The sequence below is a fragment of the Chloroflexus sp. genome (genome assembly GCF_034434295.1).
Taxonomy (GTDB): Bacteria; Chloroflexota; Chloroflexia; order Chloroflexales; family Chloroflexaceae; genus Chloroflexus.
Genome location: NZ_DAOTZQ010000037.1, coordinates 1 through 16,093 on the forward strand (window position 1 = coordinate 1; position 16,093 = coordinate 16,093).

Consider the following 16,093-nt stretch of genomic DNA (forward strand, 5'->3'; position numbering starts at 1 on the left):
CCCATCAGACGCCCCCGCCGTGGTGGGGAAGCTAAACGACGCAGTAGCTCCTGCCACGTACACGGTGTCCTGATTGCCGGTGACTACAGATGCCACCCGGTCACCTCCAGCCCCACCGCTTCCGCCGAGGAAGGTGCTGGCGAGCAGGCTGCTCAGGTCGCCGCTCAGCCTGCTCACGAACGCATCACAGTAACCACCATTGTACGACCCATCAGACGCCCCCACCGTGGTGGGGAAGTTTGCGGAAGTAGTCCCCCCCGCCACATAGACATTGCCCTGCCCGTCCAGCGCCAGGGCATGGGCAGAGTCATGATTACTCCCGCCGAGGAAGGTACTGGCGAGCAGGCTGCTCAGGTCGCCGTTCAGCTTGCTCACGAACACGTCGGCACCATTGAACGACCCATCATACGTCCCCGCCGTACTGGGGAAGTTGGGAGCATCAGTATCCCCAACTACGTACACAGCACCCTGTCCGTCGACAACGATTGCAGCAGCGGAATCATCACCGCTCGGCCCCCCCATAAACGTACTCGCTCCCAGCAGCATCGCTGCGCTGGTCTGCGTGGGGGTGGCCTGACCGGCAATGCCCATCCCTTCCGGTGCGCCAACCGGTGCCCGTACCACGCCATCCGACACAATAGCCGGCGTGAAGCGCTGCTGATGGGGAATGCCGGCAGGCGTGACTGCTTCCAGCAGCGGCAAACGCAGGCGGCGGTCGCCAGCCTGCACCTCCAGTTCACCGTCCACCACCCCGATGATCTCGCCACCGCTGACCTGCATCTGCACGCGGTTGAGCAGCGTCGGGTCGGCGGTGCGGGCACGTAACCGCAACCGTTCCTCAATTACCGTCAGCTCCAGCGTCACTCCAGGGGCCAGCGCCAGCCGCACCGCTTCCCACACCGGCACGTTCGCCTGCCAGCGACTGGGGTCATTCCCGGTCAGGAATGAGATGGTGGTTGCCAGTGGCCCGTGCAGGCTCACGGCGGGCGCAGTGGTCACGCCGGCAGCGGTGAAGGTCAGGGTCAGCGGCGGTGCCCCGTCCACGTGCAGGTGCAAGCGCCCGTCCTGCCCCACCGCCAGCCGGGCTTCCTGGCCCAGCAGCATCGCCACAAAGCCAGGGTCGAACTGCCCCCGATTTTCGATAAACACGTTGCTGTCGGCGCGGGCGTAGGGCAAGGCCGGCGTGGGTGCTGGTGGTTGCGCTGGCGGCAGGGTAATAACAAGCGGTTGAACTGTTACAAGAAGGAGGGTTAGCATCAGGTAGATCGTGAGGAGCATCGCCAGTGGACGCGGCAGCGGTAGCAGCGATGCGGGACGTGGTAGAGGGATGCTGGTCATGCAATGCCTCCAGGTCGATAACAAGCTAAATTGTAGTCAGAAACATTGCCTATCATTATAGTAAAGCCCATCCACAAAATCAACCCTTGATGCGTGCATAATGGGAACGAACTATGTGCGTTACAGATTAGCGTGGATAGGAAACCCGTGGACATCCGCGTGCATCCGTGTTCTGTGAACAGGGTACGCAGTTCGGCGCAGGTTGCACAAGTTACGACCCGCCACCCCGCTGCGCCGCAATGGTCATCAGGGTCGCGACCATCTGCTGGGCACGCTGAAGCAATTCGTCCATCGCATCGACGTTGGGCAACAGGTAGAGGGTTGGACGCAGACCACCAGGAGCAAATGCCGGATGGTAGAGGGCAAAGGGGTCACTGCCTTCACGACGAAAGACCTCGATGGTCATTGATTGGCCGGCCGCCTGAACCACGAAGGTTGAGAAGCGTTCGTAACCCTCCTGGGCCAACCAGGCTTCCATATCGGCGGCAATCACTGCCGCACGTGGTTCGGGCGCACGGTCGTAGCGGACAACCTGAATCACGGGCACGTTCCTTCCTGTATTACGCCGCCTGTTCGGCTAAGAAGCGGTGTACGGCTTCATCCAGACTGATAACGCCAGCGATCACCGGTTCGTTGTAGACCGGCACGAAATCGAAGAGCAGGGAGCGGGCTGTCTCTAGTTCGCGCAGCATAATGTGGGCAATTGGCCCACCGGCCGGTAGCATCAGCTCTCGCGCCGCCCGTAGCGTGGCAGCTTGATCGTAAGCCACACGGACAATCTCTGCCTGCCAGCCGTCCTGATCCAGCGTCAACCGGGCATAGGCAGCCCGCCAATCGCCATCGAAGGGCAAGCCTACCGATCCGACATTAACAACCAGTGTCTTGCCAACCCGGCGGGTGAATGGCATATGCGTATGAGCGGTACAGAAGACTGCTGCGTGCGGATCAATACGCGATTGCAGCTCGTGCTGGTCGTGGGTTGGTAATAGGCCATCACGATCATGATGGATTGAACCGTGGTAAGCCATAACCACACCCTCACGACTTGTCAGTGCAAGATTGGTCGGTAGTGCTGCTACAGCAGGCAGCAGATCGACAACTTCGTGATGGGTCCAGATGATCGGCCCCAACAGCGCACGCCGCCCACCCTGTGGCGGATGACCTGTGCGCAGGTCGTGATCGTAATTCAACACGTAGCCCTCGTGATTCCCCCGCAGCACATACCACCCCCGCTCGGCACGCAGGCGCAGAGCCAGTTCAAGGCACGGACGCGGGTTGGGGCCACGATTAATAATGTCACCGGCAATAATCACCGCATCAGGTTGCCACCGGTCAATATCAGCAATAACAGCAGTGAAGGCAGCCAGGTTGGCGTGAATATCGGCCAGAACAGCTACTTTCATCGTTTTCGGGTTCCCTTTTGCGCTTGTACACCTATCGTCACCATCAGGTAGTGTACCATGGAAGAGGAAGCATCGTACACAGGAGTACCTATTGTGTTTACGTTTGGACGCGCTCTCTGTACAGAACCGATGATTGCTACCAGCCGCGAGTGGCTGGTGACGAACGGCATTGGCGGTTATGCAGCCGGTACCATCGCCGGCACATTAACGCGAAGCTACCACGGGTTGCTGATTGCTGCACTCGAACCACCGCTGGGCCGTGTCCTTACGCTTGCCGCTCTCGATGCATATGTGTCATATCTGGGCCACCATTTCGATTTGACAACCCATCGTCGGCAGGGTGAGCCGGCGCGTGCCTGTCGCTGGCTCGAACGCTGGTGGCGCGACGGTACGACGCCGGTGTGGGAATATGCGCTGGCCGATGCCCTGCTTGAACGACGAGTCTGGATGGCGCCAGGGGCCAATACCACCCTCATTCGCTACACTGTGCAACGCGCCTCGGCACCACTGACGATACGCCTTGATGCACTGGCGACAGCACGCGATCATCACACTGTGGCGCAGGTCGGTGAAATAGCGCTTCAGATCGAGACGATCAACAACGGTCTCCGGATTGGGCCAATGATTGGTGGACATAGTTTACGTCTGCTCTGTGATCGAGCGCTATGGAAACCGCTCGGTGGATGGCTGACCGATCTGTACCTCGCAGTAGAAGATGAACGTGGCCAACCGGCTACCGACAATCTGCGTCGGGTGGGTCGGCTTACGGTGACGTTGAGCGCCGGCGAGTCGCTCCTGGTGGTTGCTACCACTGAACAAACTGCCACACTTGATGCCGATGCAGCGTGGAGCGAACGTGCCCGTTACGAAGCGGAGCTGCTCAGCCAGATCGAGTGGACTGACGATCCGGTGGTTCACCAGCTTGCGCTGGCTACCGACCAGTTTATTGTTGACCGGCCACTCGACACCGGTCTGCGCGGACGGACAATCATCGCCGGTTATCCCTGGTTTACCGATTGGGGACGCGATACGATGATCAGCCTGCCCGGTTTAACGATCCCGACGCGACGGCCAGAAGTCGCGGCAGCCGTGCTGCGCACCTTCGCCCGTTTTGTTGATCAAGGTATGCTCCCCAACCGATTTCCCGATGAAGGCGTCGCCCCTGAGTACAATACTGCCGATGCAACGCTCTGGTTTTTCGAGGCGATTCGTGCCCATCACGCTGCCTTCGGCGATGATGATCTGATCGCCGAACTCTTCCCGCTGTTGGAGGAGATTATCGATTGGCATATCCGTGGCACCCGTGACGGAATAGGGTTGGATCGCGGTGATGGCTTGCTGTGGGCCGGCACTGCGACAACCCAGCTCACCTGGATGGATGTACGGGTTCGCGATTGGGTAGTGACACCGCGTAGTGGTAAGCCGGTTGAGATTAATGCACTGTGGTACAACGCCTTGCAAAGTATGGCTGCGTTTGCCAGACATCTCGGTAAAGCCGACGAGCAATACACGACGATGGCCGCAGCAACAAGAGCCGGATTCAATCGTTTCTGGTATGCCGACGGCCACTATCTCTTCGATGTGATTGATGGCCCCGATGGGGTAGACCCCACACTTCGACCTAATCAGATCATTGCGGTGAGTCTGCCTTACAGTCCGCTCGACCGCCAGCGGCAGGAAGCTGTGGTACAGGCATGTGCTCGCTCGCTCCTGACCGGCGTTGGTTTGCGCACTCTGACGCCAGATCATCCCGATTACGCACCGCGCTACGCCGGTTCGCTGCTGGCACGTGACGCCACCTATCATCAGGGCACGGTTTGGGCCTGGCTGATTGGCCCCTTTGCCAGCGCATGGTATCGTATCACTCGCGACCGCGACGCCACACGCCGCCTTCTCTTGCCGCTAATCGATCACCTCGCCGATGGCTGTGTCGGGACGATCAGTGAAATTTTCGACGGTGATCCGCCACACCAACCACGTGGCTGTTTTGCCCAGGCGTGGAGTGTAGCGGAAGTGCTGCGGATATGGTATGAGGTAGAAAATAGGGGTGAGAAGAGAGGAAACAGGAAACAGGGGGTGAAAGAGAGGGGAGAAGAGAGGTAATAGGAAAGGAGGTGCGGCAGCATGGCTGCCGCACGCCAAACTCCGCGCCACGGGTATGACGAGCGGGCAAGGCAACCAATCCAGTCGATGATTGCACCAGGCAGTTAGCAGACTGTCTGGATGTAGACCACGCTCACACCTTCCAGCCGCTCGTCACAACCAGGAGGTGGTGCGGTTCGGGATCGGCAACCGGACTGGCACACGGGGAAAGCGAAAGGTGCGATGTCAGTGCCTCACTATCGATTAATGCAACCTGCGCCAGTCTGCCACCATTCAGAAGATACGCCTGTGTCCGATGTGGTCGAAAACCAGCAGCCGCCATCAGGAGCGACCACTCTTCATCGAGGCCGTCGGCGGGCGGGAGTGGCAATGGCGTGTCGGGTAGCGCAGCGATGAGCGGCGCTGGATGGTTGCGCAGCCGCACCCAGTATTCACCGGCACTCGCAATAACCAGCGTTCCCCCATGACACAGCACACGCCACATTTCGCGTAGCGCAAGGTGTCGATGTGGGAAGAGGTTGAGCGCAGCAATACACCAGACCAGATCAATACACGCATCACGGAGCGGGAGATGGGTGGCATCGCCTACGATGAACATTATGTCGTCAGCAGCACGCAAGACAGACCCGTCGCGATCTACCCCCACGATGAGCGCGTCAGAGGCACTGCACGCACGCAACCAGCGTGTCTTTGAGCCATCACCACACCCTACATCAAGGGCGACTCGTGATCCAGGTGGTGTAGCTGCCAGCATTGCCTGCCGAAGCAGTGCGAGGTATGGCTCGTGGAGACGTGTTATCATTGCAGGTAGTCAGTTGAAACACTATCCGGGATAGTTTTATGACCCAAGCGCTCAGAATACGTCATCTGGCTGCCTTGTACGGCCCTAACATCTATCGTCCGCAACCCGGTGTTGTGCTCCGCATCGGCGCCACCGCCGATTACAGTGATCGGCTACGCACGGCACTCAAGGGTGGCGCATTAGCGATTGGGTTGGTGATTGCGCAGCTTCACGTTGAGGCCAAACCTGACAACGACGATATACTGATGAGTACGTTCTTCACGACGCCTGAGCCGGCGATTGGTGCCGAACTCTGTCGGTATGTGGTCGACGGGATTAATGCCGAACTCGGCCATGATGAGACCTGGGACCCCGATGAACCGTTACTGGCACTACGTGACCGCCGTCAGGCGCAGGCATTACCGGTGGCGGCGCTGCAATTGATTGCCAACGCCCGCCACCGCGACATCCCGACGACGATCCTGGACGATGGCAGGCTGCTGATCGGGCAGGGTGAGCGGGGCTGGCTTGTCGCTCCTGCCGATCTACGCGCAGCGCCCGATCTGCAACCGCCGTGGTCACGTCTTGGTCGAATACCGATCATCGCAGTTACCGGTGAGCGCTACCGCCAACAGGCTATCGCCGAACAGTCTGCTCGCTACCAAGGTGTTATCCTCGACCATGCCAATCGAGCATCAGTCATCACAGCATTGGCCGATCCTGCCTGCACTGCCCTAATTGTCGGCTTCGATACCGACAGCCTGATCCGGGAAGGGTTGCCGTTCGACCGTTGCGACCTGGCGATCATCACCGATCGGGCGGGTTCACGACCACCAACTGCCGCCGATGATGATGAATGGCTGCGCGCACTCGGCCTACCCATGCTGTGCAGCGTTGCTCCAACCCTGATAAACCTCACCGATCCAGCGCTGCACCCCTTGCTGAGCTACGCACCAAACGGTGTGATCGGTTGGACACCGGTCAAGGAATGACAGCTATGAACAATGAAGCTATTGCGGCAGAGGTACTGTTCTCTGCCGCAATCGTGCCCAACTACTCGCTAAACCGGTCGGTTACCGCCCCCAGACTTGCCGACGACACCAGACGGGCATATTTAGCCAGAACACCACGGGTGTAACGTGGTGGACGCGGCTGCCAGGCAGCCCGCCGCCGTGCCAGTTCTTCATCAGAGACATTCAATTGCAGCAGACGGGCATCAGCATCAATCGTAATACTGTCGCCCTCTTCCACCAACGCAATCGTACCACCGACAGCGGCCTCCGGGGCGACATGGCCAACGACCAGGCCGTAGGTGCCACCGGAAAAGCGACCATCGGTAATCAGCCCCACGCTGTCACCCAAACCAGCACCGATAATAGCCGACGTCGGTGCCAGCATTTCACGCATACCAGGGCCACCTTTTGGCCCTTCGTAGCGGATGACCACCACATCACCAGCCTTAATCTTCCCGCTCAGAATGGCCTCCAGGCACTCCTCTTCAGCATCAAAGACCCGAGCAGGGCCGGTAATCCGGCGTTGCTTGATACCGGTGATCTTGGCAACACAACCCTCTTCGGCCAGATTGCCGCGCAGAATAGCCAGATGCCCTTGAGGATAGATTGGTTGACTAAACGGACGAATGACGTCCTGATTGGCCGGAGGTTCATCAGGCACATCGGCCAGGGTCTCAGCAATCGTCTGTCCGGTGATGGTCATACAATCGCCGTGTAGCAAACCGGCATTCAACAGTATCTTCATCACCTGCGGTACCCCACCGACCCGGTGTAGATCGGTCGCCACGTAGCGGCCAGAGGGCTTCAGGTCGCAAAGCACCGGTACCCGCTGACGAATCGTCTCGAAATCATCAATTGTGAGCGGGACATCGGCGGCATGCGCAATCGCCAGCAAATGCAAGACCGCGTTGGTTGAACCACCGAGCGCCATCACTACCGCAATCGCATTCTCGAACGACTTGCGGGTCAGCATCTGGCGAGCAGTGCGATTGGCACGAATCGCCTCAACCAACACCTCACCAGATCGCGCCGCGCTCAATGCCTTTTCTTCATCTTCGGCAGCCATCGTGGAAGAGCCGGGCAGACTCAAACCGAGGGCTTCAATTGCCGACGACATCGTATTGGCAGTGTACATCCCGCCACATGAGCCGGCGCCAGGACAGGCATGACGCTCAATCTCAAGCAACTCATGCTCATCGATGCGACCAGCACTGTATTCACCGACTGCTTCAAAAGCGCTGACAATCGTCAGGTCTCGCTCCTTATAATGGCCGGGCTTAATCGTCCCACCGTACACAAAGATGGCCGGAATATCAAGCCGCGCCATAGCAATCAACGCACCCGGCATATTCTTGTCACAACCACCCACCGCCAGAATGCCGTCCATGCGCTGAGCATTGACAACCGTTTCAATTGAATCGGCAATCACTTCCCGGCTGACCAGCGAATACTTCATACCCTCGGTACCCATCGAAATACCATCACTGACGGTAATGGTACCGAAGATTTGCGGCATACCACCGGCAGCCCGAATAGCCTCTTCAGCTCGGGCAGCCAGCGCACCCAACCCAGCGTTACAGGGTGTCAGCGTACTATGGCCATTGGCCACTCCCACAATCGGCTTGGTGAAGTCGTTGTCGACAAACCCCACAGCGCGTAACATCGCCCGATTCGGCGAGCGCTGCGGCCCTTCGGTGATCATGCGACTGCGGCGATTATCGCTCATTATGAGCCTCCTCACACATCTGAACCACAAGATACATGGCCTATTGTACCGCTATTTTTAGGCGGTGCTGCCGGTAAAGCAAAAAGAGTGGCATAATACTGCCACTCTTTCCCATCAGTGAAAAAAGCTTACTTTTAGCAAGGAGCGTATCACTTCAGCAACGTTTGCTATCGCCTAATCGCCGGTATTCTGCGCTTCTTCCATAATCGGCACCGGTGCTTCACCGCGACCAACCCCCCAATAGGTGAAGCCCAAATTGCGCATCTCACGCGGATCGTAGAGATTACGGCCATCGATTACGACCGGCTGGCGCATATAACGCTTGATGCGTTGCCAGTCCAACTGCTTGAACTCATTCCACTCAGTCACCAGCAGTAACGCATCGGCATCTTTCGCCACATCATACGCCGTCGCGGTAAAGGTTACTGTTGGCAACAGCTCTTCAGCACGCGCCATCGCCACCGGGTCATACGCCTTGACCCTGGCCCCCTTCTTCAGGAGGGAATTGATAATGTCGACGCTCGGTGCCTCACGCATATCGTCGGTATTGGGCTTAAATGACAGACCCAGCACCCCGATGACACGGCCTTCGAGATCGCCCAGAACCGTTTCGACCTTCTTCACAAACCGCTTGCGCGCATCGCTATTGATGTCCATCACTGCCTGAAGCAACTGCGGGTGGCAACCGGCAGAGGCGGCCATATGGTACAGCGCCAGTACGTCTTTCGGGAAACAGGAGCCACCGTAGCCAACGCCGGCTTCCAGAAAGTGCGGGCCAATGCGTTTGTCGGCGCCCATACCGCGGGCAACTTCACGCACATCAGCGCCCAGACGCTCGCAGATTTGCGCAATTTCATTGATGAACGAAATACGGGTAGCCAGAAAGGCATTGGATGCATATTTAATCATTTCGGCTGTACGCAGATCGGTGATGATAATCGGCGCCCCCAATGTTTCGTGTAGGGCAGCCACCCGTTGTGCCGCCTCGCGATTCTTCGCACCGAGGACAATGCGGTCAGGCTTGAAGAAATCGCTGAGCGCACTCCCCTCACGCAAGAACTCCGGGTTCGACACAACATCAAACTTCACATCAGGTCCGGCGTGCTCGGCGATGATGTTTTCGACCATATCACCGGTGCCTACCGGCACGGTACTCTTGTCGATAATGATTGAACCTGAACGCAAATATTGACCAATACTACACGCTGCGGCCTTAACATACGTCAGATCAGCTGAGCCGTCTTCGCCCATGGGGGTACCGACTGTGATGAAGATAAACTCAGCATCGGGGATGCCGACGGCATAATCATCGGTAAAGCGCAAGCGACCGGCACGCATGTTGCGCTCTTGCAACTCTTCCAGACCAGGCTCGAAGATGGGGGATTTACCGCTGCGGAGTAGTTCCAGTTTGTGCAAATCAATCTCGATACAGGTAACAGAATGACCGAGATCGGCAAAACAGACACCGGTCGTCAGTCCAACATAGCCTGTACCTACCACACAGATGTTTTTCACGTTTGTGTCTCCTTATGTTGCCTTCAATGAAGCATTATCCATCACAATTGTCATGATGGTTGTACGGAATCGGCGTGACATTTTGATGAATAATGCTCGTTCACCCGATGACAAAAGCTCAGATTGTCACTTCAACGCCGAGTCCCAGTGCGGTCGCCTGGGCCAGAGCTAATGAGGCCACGGCCAGGTCTTGTACCGCATTACCGACTGACTTGAAGAGGGTGATCTGATCAGCAGTCGTTCGGACCTGTACGGTACCATTGACAAGATCGCCCAGTTCAGCGATCACGTGCTGCTCATCGATCAGACCGGCAGCACGAGCCTGAATCAAATCGCCGGCCTCGCTCCAGGCTGCGTGACGCTGATCAACCACAACCCGACTGCGGGCAACCAGGTCGGCGGGAAGCTCGGCCATGTCAGGGCGATAAGCGCCAACCGCATTGATATGCGTTCCAGGGCGGATCAGATCGGCGGCAAAGAGAGGGTTGGGGCTACTCGTCGCAGTACAGACCACATCGGCTTCGGCCAGCGGCATTGTCGGATCGGTAGCGATGCGAATATCGCCACGAAAACCTTCACCACGTAAGCGTGCTGCCAGTAATGTCGCCCGATCACGAGTACGGTTCACGATCCAGACATTATTGATTGATGGTCGTACCGTCAGCACTGCTTGAAGCTGCGGTAATGCCTGAGCGCCGGCACCGAACACCACCAGGGTGCGAACATCCTCACGTGCCAGCAGGCGGGTCGCCACCCCCGACGCAGCACCGGTACGTAGTGCCGTAAGGTAGGTACCGTCAAGGACCGCAATTGGGCGACCACTGGCCGGATCAAAGAGGGTCACCAGCGCGTAAATTGTTGGTTCCGCACGGTAGACATTATGGGGGAAGACTGAAACAGTCTTAATACCAAGTGCAGGGGTTTCACCACCGAGACGACCCGGCATAAAGAAGGTCGTCGCTGCCTGTTCCGGGGTTGTAATTGCCGTTCGTAACGGAATATCAGCCTCACCGCGTGCCAGCATACCAAACGCCTGCGCAACTGCATCAATCGCGGCTGACATTGGCACTGCCTGCGCAATGTCGGCTGCTGAAAGAAAACGCATTCATCCCTCCTCCATCGTGCCGGCAAAACACGTCACGCACTTATCATACGACAAAACCGGCACGGATACATTTCCATGCCGGTTCTCAGGATTACAGGGCGAGCGACAATGTTATAAACACATTACGCCTGGGCCGGCTGATCAGCCTCATCAGCAGCGGTTGGAGCAGGCTCATTCTCACCAATCCGGCGCAACGACAAACCCATGCGCTGGCGCTGACGGTCGAGGCTAATCACGCGCGCAGTTACGATCTGACCTGGCTGCAGAATATCGCGTGGCTGAGCCTGGGGGTCAGCATCAAGCTCACTGGCATGGATCAACCCTTCAACAGCCTCTTCCACCTGGACAAACGCCCCGAACGGTGTCACATTGGTTACCGGGCCGGTCACCAACTGGCCGAGCGTATAACGCTGGTCAATCGTCTCCCAGGGATTATTCTGCAACTGCCGGATCGAGAGACCGATGCGCTCGCGCTCACGATCAATCTCGACGACCACAACCTTGACTTCCTGGCCGGGTTGCAGAACTTCACGTGGATGATTCACCCGCTGCCAGCTCAGCTCAGAGATATGGGCCAGACCATCAGCCCCACCCAGATCGATAAATGCGCCAAAATTGGTAAGCTGATTGACGCGACCAACCAGGACATCGCCGGGCTGCAACTCGGTCAGCAGGCGATGCTTCTGCGCCTTACGCCACTCTTGCGTCGCTGCCCGCTCAGAGAGCACCAACCGATTGCGTTCGCGATCAACCTCAATAACCTTCAATGGAATTTCTTGATTGACCATCTTCTGCAGGGCCTGCTGGCGTTCATCAGCAGCGGTTCGCCCGTGCAACTGGGCAACTTGCGATGACGGCACAAAGCCACGAATCCGATTAAATTGCACCAGCAAGCCGCCTTTGTTAAAGCCAATCACCTTGCAACGAGTGATACCGCCATCGTGGAAGAGTTGCTCGGCAACCTCCCAGTCCTTCGCCACCTGCACCATCGAGAGCGAGAGGATCAGATCACCGTCGCGATTTTCCGGCTCCTGTACATACACCTGAACCGTATCGCCAACCTTCAGCGAATTGATAAAATCTTCGCCCATCTGGCGCAAATCCTGAGCCGGAATAATACCTTCGCGCTTAGTGCCAATCGAGACCAGAACACCACTCTCTTCGATGTGCATGATCAGACCCTCACGCAGCTCGCCACGCTGGGGACGGGCATAATCATACTCATCAAGCAATTGGGTCCAATCCAGATTTTCCTCATTCTGCTGGGTTACAGGGTCGGGCTGGACAGACATGCTACAAAGCCTCCTCAAAGAGATTTGATTTGTCTCTACCTTCCGCCTGGGCGTAAAAAGATCGCGAACCAATTGGTGCAGTGGCGCACGTCAGTCGCGCAAATGCTTTATGCATGTTGCTATACTGGCGTGAGCCGCCGGCTCCGCTTGCTGGCAAGTGCTCCAAGGCCGTCGTAACCGTTCCAGTCTGTGGAGTTCGACCGTCGCGGAAGTCGAGACATGTTTTACAATGCCGGTAATTATAGGTGATGATGATGAACCTGTCAACATTTTCACAAACGGCGCATTTGCGTTTGTCGCGAGGTGCAAACAGGATAACTGTCCAGTGCACCATTACCGAGTTCAATTCATCACAACAATCGGTAATACCCTGTATCGGCACATAAGATTGCCCGACGTACCGCTGAACAGGGTGTTCACAAATCGCTTACGTTCGGCACAAAGCACGGGCGCTTGTGGCAGCGTGGCTGCCGCATACCAAACGGGTCACACGTGGATGATGGCGCAGACACGGGCTGGCATGCAGCACGTGCTGTCGCCCTGACAAGAGCCTCGCAATCACGGCGACCAGCGCGGTGGCAGACCATGCGCCTCTGTTCCGAAACATAGGCTGGGCGAAAACACGACTGCCGCACTCCAGACAGACCACACGTGGATGATGGCACAGGCACGGGCTGGCATGCAGCACGTGCTGTCGCCCTGACAAGAGCCTCGCAATCACGGCGACCAGCGCAGTGGCAGACTACGCGCGTCTATTCCGAAGCGTGAGCTGGGCGAAAACATGGCTAATGCCCGCCAAACGTGTCGCACGTGGATGATGGCTCTCATCACAGCTCGCTGTTGAAGCTCTCTCCTCCTCAATATGATATACTTCCCCTAGTTCCATTTCCTATTTTCTACTTCCTATTTCCTACCAATGGCTATTACATTCGTCTTTCTCGACGGCATCGGACTGGCTCCTGCAACAACCGACAACCCACTGGCAACGGTACCAATGCCGGCCATCCACCATCTGTTGGGAGGTCCACTCACCAGCGAACAGATTGGCTACCGTGATGGGCTGTTATTGAGTGCGCTTGACGCATGTCTGGGGGTAGAAGGATTGCCACAGAGTGGTACCAATCATGTCGCCTTACTGGCCGGCGTCAATGCACCGGCTATTCACGGTCGCCACCAGCCCCACTTTCCACCCGTTGCCCTGCGTCCGCTACTTGCCGAACGCTCGCTGTTTCGCCGGGCACTGGAACAGGGCTGGCGGGTTGCATTTGCCAATGTTTTTACTGCCGGTTACTGGCAGGCACTGGCAACTCGCCGGCTCCGCCGTTCGGCGAGTGTGATTGCCGCCGAAGGGGCCGGGCTGTATTTGCGCAATCTCAATGATTTGCGGGATGGACGAGCACTCAGTTGGGATATTAGCGGCGACCGGCTGGCAGCACGCGATCCGGCTGCCGCAGCGATACCATTCATTGATCCACACCTGGCAGGTGAGCGGCTGGCCGGGCTTGCCCATGAGTACGACCTGGTCTTCTTCGAGAGTTTTCTGCCCGACCTTGCCGGGCATGGTCGCCTGGGTGAGCACGGGGTAGGTGAGGCACTGACCCGGATTGATGGTCTGATCGCAGGCTGGCTGCACTCCCGTCGCCCTGAAGACAGTTTGCTGATTACGTCAGACCATGGCAATATCGAACAGGCAGCAACCACCACTCATACGACCGCACCAACACCGCTGCTGGTGGTTGGGCCACACGCCGGCTATTTCCGGCATGTGCGTCGAATCGATGAGGTGGCCGATGCGATTCTGCATGCATTGGCTGCCGGTATGCTGTGAGGAGACTATGCACCGTAAAATACGTGTGTTGTTCGTCTGTATGGGGAATATCTGTCGTTCACCAATGGCCGAGGCGGTTTTTCGCCATCTGGTCAACGAAGCCGGCTTGAGCGAGCACTTCGAGATTGACTCGGCCGGGACCGGCGGCTGGCACGTGGGAGAACCACCACACCCTGGCACTCAACGTGTGCTGGCACGTCACAACATCTCGACTGCCGGTATGCGGGCACGGCAGGTACGCAGTAGCGATATCGACCAGTTCGACTACATCCTGGTGATGGATCACGAGAATCTGGCCGACCTGCGACATTTTCATCCGAAAGCCCGTGAACGCGCCCGGCTTTTGTTGAGTTTTGCGCCAGAATTGGGAACAGCGGAAGTACCTGATCCTTACTACAACGGCCGCTTCGATGAGGTCTACCATTTGATCGAGACAGCCTGTCGGCGACTACTGGCCCACATCCGGGAACGAGAAGGTTTGTGATCGGGGAGAATGCTGCGTAACTTTGGAGTAATCTCAAATCATCGACAAGCCTGGTATCGTGGCGAGAACATACGTCGCATCCGTGACCGGCAAGGTCAGCGGCGTGTCACGCGCCGGATCGTGAGCACGGCTGCTTGCGGCAGCATGGCTGCCGCACTCCAAACTGGCGACACGCGCATGACGAGCGGGCAAGGCAACCAAATCCAGCGCATGATGGCGCCGTTATCTGCATCCGGGAAAGCGAAGACTGATAACAAATTAGCGACGAATAATAAAGACCAGCTCACCGGGTAAGACCATCTCGTGCGGTACCCAGCCTTCCGTCGCGACAAGCGTTGTCATATAGCGGCGGTACGTTTCGAGCATCCCTACATTCCGCCCACCCAGACTGCGCGTCGGAAAGGGCACTACCAGGTGCGGTGCCCGAATAGCGCGTAACAGATTGGCACTAGCGCCGCGTGTTGTTGTTCCAGCAAGGGAATTACTTTCAGTACCAGCGCAACGTCTGCGGCAACTGGCGGCGGCCCTGTCACCAGATCGCAAACATCGGCGGTACCCTGCACACCCAGCAACGGCAGTACTGCGCCTACAAATGCACACAGGGCAGTATTAATGTCATAAGCAGCATAACATGTAGTAGCAGGCAAGTTCATCCAGGGCACCGCTAACGGATTGAAACCGCATCCCAAATCAAGGATACGCTGCGGCGGTTGATCACCGAGACAGGCAGGGTAAAGCCGATTAAGCACTGCCAGACGCTCACGGATTGAGGCATGCGAGGCCAGCAGCCGTTGACAGATGGCCTTGCGTGAAGCCACATCCGGTGCCTGTTGCAACTCGGTGAGCTACTGCTCATACAGTGAGGTTCGTTCGGTATAGGCACCGATCATCTCTCTTGGTAGCCTTGATCGTAGCTTTCAGTGACGGATAACGAGACAGTGCTTCGTGCCCAACACACTCGACCAGTTGCCGATCAATCGTGCGGTAATGTGTGCTGATTTGAACCGCTGCTACCAATTCGTCCAGTTGCGTCTCACGATTGGCCATTAGCTTGCGATCCTCTCAGCTCATACCTGATCAACTCCATCAATTGCGCTATGAAGTGTAGATTGTGGATGGTTGCCAATCGCAAGACCAGCGGCTCACCCAGTTTGTGCAGATGATGCAGATACCCCAGACTATACCGGCTACAGGTAAAGCACTGGCATCCCGGCGAGATTGGTGTATCAGCTTTCACATGCTTGCGGTCGGCCAGATAGACATAGGTAAACCAATCACCGCGCAATTGGAAGCCCGGTCGCTGCGAATCAGCCGTAAACGCCAGCAGACGCCCCTGACGGGCATCGCGGGTCAGTAATGCGCTATCGAAGATGTCGCAACTCATCCGGGCACAGGCCACTACACTGGCCGGGTGTCCGACCCCCAGCGCGTGCATGGGAAAGCGAGCGGGAATTTGTACATGGGTAAAAGCCAACACCTCATCGAGAAGTTGCCCCTCGGCATCG

The 16,093-nt window shown here is 57.5% G+C and carries 13 protein-coding genes and 1 pseudogene; 4 read left to right on the plus strand and 10 right to left on the minus strand.

From position 1 onward, the window contains the following. From VAE57_RS05515 to VAE57_RS05525, 3 genes are all read right to left on the minus strand, one after another. Positions 1 to 1,338 (minus strand): SBBP repeat-containing protein (locus tag VAE57_RS05515; protein WP_322820892.1); only part of this gene is annotated, 1,338 nt, incomplete at its 3' end. 211 nt (positions 1,339 to 1,549) lie between these two features. Further along, a complete protein-coding gene (locus tag VAE57_RS05520) occupies positions 1,550 to 1,879 on the minus strand; it encodes a hypothetical protein (RefSeq protein ID WP_322820893.1) in 330 nt (109 codons plus the stop codon). Between the two features lie 19 nt (positions 1,880 to 1,898). Continuing rightward, positions 1,899 to 2,741, minus strand: coding sequence for a metallophosphoesterase family protein (locus VAE57_RS05525; protein WP_322820894.1), 843 nt, complete (start codon positions 2,739 to 2,741; stop codon positions 1,899 to 1,901). Positions 2,742 to 2,798: 57 nt separating this feature from the next. On the opposite strand from VAE57_RS05525, the gene VAE57_RS05530 reads away from it, so the two are divergent. Beyond that, on the plus strand, positions 2,799 to 4,844 hold the full coding sequence (locus VAE57_RS05530) for an amylo-alpha-1,6-glucosidase (RefSeq protein WP_416208433.1): 2,046 nt from the start codon (positions 2,799 to 2,801) through the stop codon (positions 4,842 to 4,844). A gap of 133 nt (positions 4,845 to 4,977) precedes the next feature. On the opposite strand, the gene VAE57_RS05535 is transcribed toward VAE57_RS05530, so the two are convergent. Continuing rightward, positions 4,978 to 5,646 (minus strand): class I SAM-dependent methyltransferase, encoded by a 669-nt coding sequence (locus tag VAE57_RS05535; RefSeq protein WP_322820896.1) that lies wholly within the window; start codon positions 5,644 to 5,646, stop codon positions 4,978 to 4,980. Positions 5,647 to 5,684: 38 nt separating this feature from the next. Here VAE57_RS05535 and VAE57_RS05540 point away from each other — a divergent pair, with 38 nt between their 5' ends. Beyond that, positions 5,685 to 6,617 carry a DUF4938 domain-containing protein gene (locus tag VAE57_RS05540; RefSeq protein WP_322820897.1) on the plus strand — a complete coding sequence of 311 codons (933 nt, stop codon included), beginning with the start codon at positions 5,685 to 5,687 and terminating at the stop codon, positions 6,615 to 6,617. Between the two features lie 61 nt (positions 6,618 to 6,678). Here VAE57_RS05540 and ilvD read toward each other — a convergent pair whose 3' ends face one another. From ilvD to VAE57_RS05560, 4 genes are all read right to left on the minus strand, one after another. Next, positions 6,679 to 8,364 carry a dihydroxy-acid dehydratase gene (gene ilvD, locus VAE57_RS05545; RefSeq protein ID WP_322820898.1) on the minus strand — a complete coding sequence of 562 codons (1,686 nt, stop codon included), beginning with the start codon at positions 8,362 to 8,364 and terminating at the stop codon, positions 6,679 to 6,681. 174 nt (positions 8,365 to 8,538) lie between these two features. Next, complete coding sequence (locus tag VAE57_RS05550; RefSeq protein ID WP_322820899.1) at positions 8,539 to 9,879, minus strand: UDP-glucose/GDP-mannose dehydrogenase family protein; 1,341 nt, start codon at positions 9,877 to 9,879, stop codon at positions 8,539 to 8,541. Between the two features lie 118 nt (positions 9,880 to 9,997). Then, a complete protein-coding gene (locus VAE57_RS05555) occupies positions 9,998 to 10,984 on the minus strand; it encodes an ornithine cyclodeaminase (RefSeq protein ID WP_322820900.1) in 987 nt (328 codons plus the stop codon). Between the two features lie 122 nt (positions 10,985 to 11,106). After that, entirely contained in the window at positions 11,107 to 12,276 is a 1,170-nt protein-coding gene (locus VAE57_RS05560; RefSeq protein ID WP_322820901.1) for a 30S ribosomal protein S1, read from the minus strand. Positions 12,277 to 13,192: 916 nt separating this feature from the next. Here VAE57_RS05560 and VAE57_RS05565 point away from each other — a divergent pair. Then, positions 13,193 to 14,104: a metalloenzyme gene (locus VAE57_RS05565; RefSeq protein ID WP_322820902.1), complete on the plus strand. Its 912-nt coding sequence runs from the start codon at positions 13,193 to 13,195 to the stop codon at positions 14,102 to 14,104. Between the two features lie 7 nt (positions 14,105 to 14,111). Next, entirely contained in the window at positions 14,112 to 14,588 is a 477-nt protein-coding gene (locus VAE57_RS05570; protein WP_322820903.1) for a low molecular weight protein-tyrosine-phosphatase, read from the plus strand. 258 nt (positions 14,589 to 14,846) lie between these two features. Here the strand turns inward: VAE57_RS05570 and VAE57_RS05580 are convergent. Together VAE57_RS05580 and VAE57_RS05585 are read right to left on the minus strand one after the other, a co-directional pair. After that, positions 14,847 to 15,406: pseudogene (locus VAE57_RS05580) on the minus strand (hypothetical protein). A 215-nt stretch (positions 15,407 to 15,621) separates the two neighbouring features. Further along, positions 15,622 to 16,093, minus strand: a 472-nt coding sequence (locus VAE57_RS05585) for a tRNA-guanine transglycosylase (protein ID WP_322820906.1), incomplete at its 5' end; no start/stop codon positions are given.

Excerpts from the sequence above, each read along its gene's own strand:
- VAE57_RS05555 (WP_322820900.1), bottom strand. The coding sequence starts at position 10,984 with ATGCGTTTTCTTTCAGCAGCCGACATTGCGCAGGCAGTGCCAATGTCA.
- VAE57_RS05535 (WP_322820896.1), bottom strand. The coding sequence starts at position 5,646 with ATGATAACACGTCTCCACGAGCCATACCTCGCACTGCTTCGGCAGGCA.
- VAE57_RS05525 (WP_322820894.1), bottom strand. The coding sequence starts at position 2,741 with ATGAAAGTAGCTGTTCTGGCCGATATTCACGCCAACCTGGCTGCCTTC.
- VAE57_RS05540 (WP_322820897.1), top strand. The coding sequence starts at position 5,685 with ATGACCCAAGCGCTCAGAATACGTCATCTGGCTGCCTTGTACGGCCCT.
- VAE57_RS05565 (WP_322820902.1), top strand. The coding sequence starts at position 13,193 with ATGGCTATTACATTCGTCTTTCTCGACGGCATCGGACTGGCTCCTGCA.
- VAE57_RS05530 (WP_416208433.1), top strand. The coding sequence starts at position 2,799 with ATGGAAGAGGAAGCATCGTACACAGGAGTACCTATTGTGTTTACGTTT.
- VAE57_RS05570 (WP_322820903.1), top strand. The coding sequence starts at position 14,112 with ATGCACCGTAAAATACGTGTGTTGTTCGTCTGTATGGGGAATATCTGT.
- VAE57_RS05560 (WP_322820901.1), bottom strand. The coding sequence starts at position 12,276 with ATGTCTGTCCAGCCCGACCCTGTAACCCAGCAGAATGAGGAAAATCTG.
- ilvD (WP_322820898.1), bottom strand. The coding sequence starts at position 8,364 with ATGAGCGATAATCGCCGCAGTCGCATGATCACCGAAGGGCCGCAGCGC.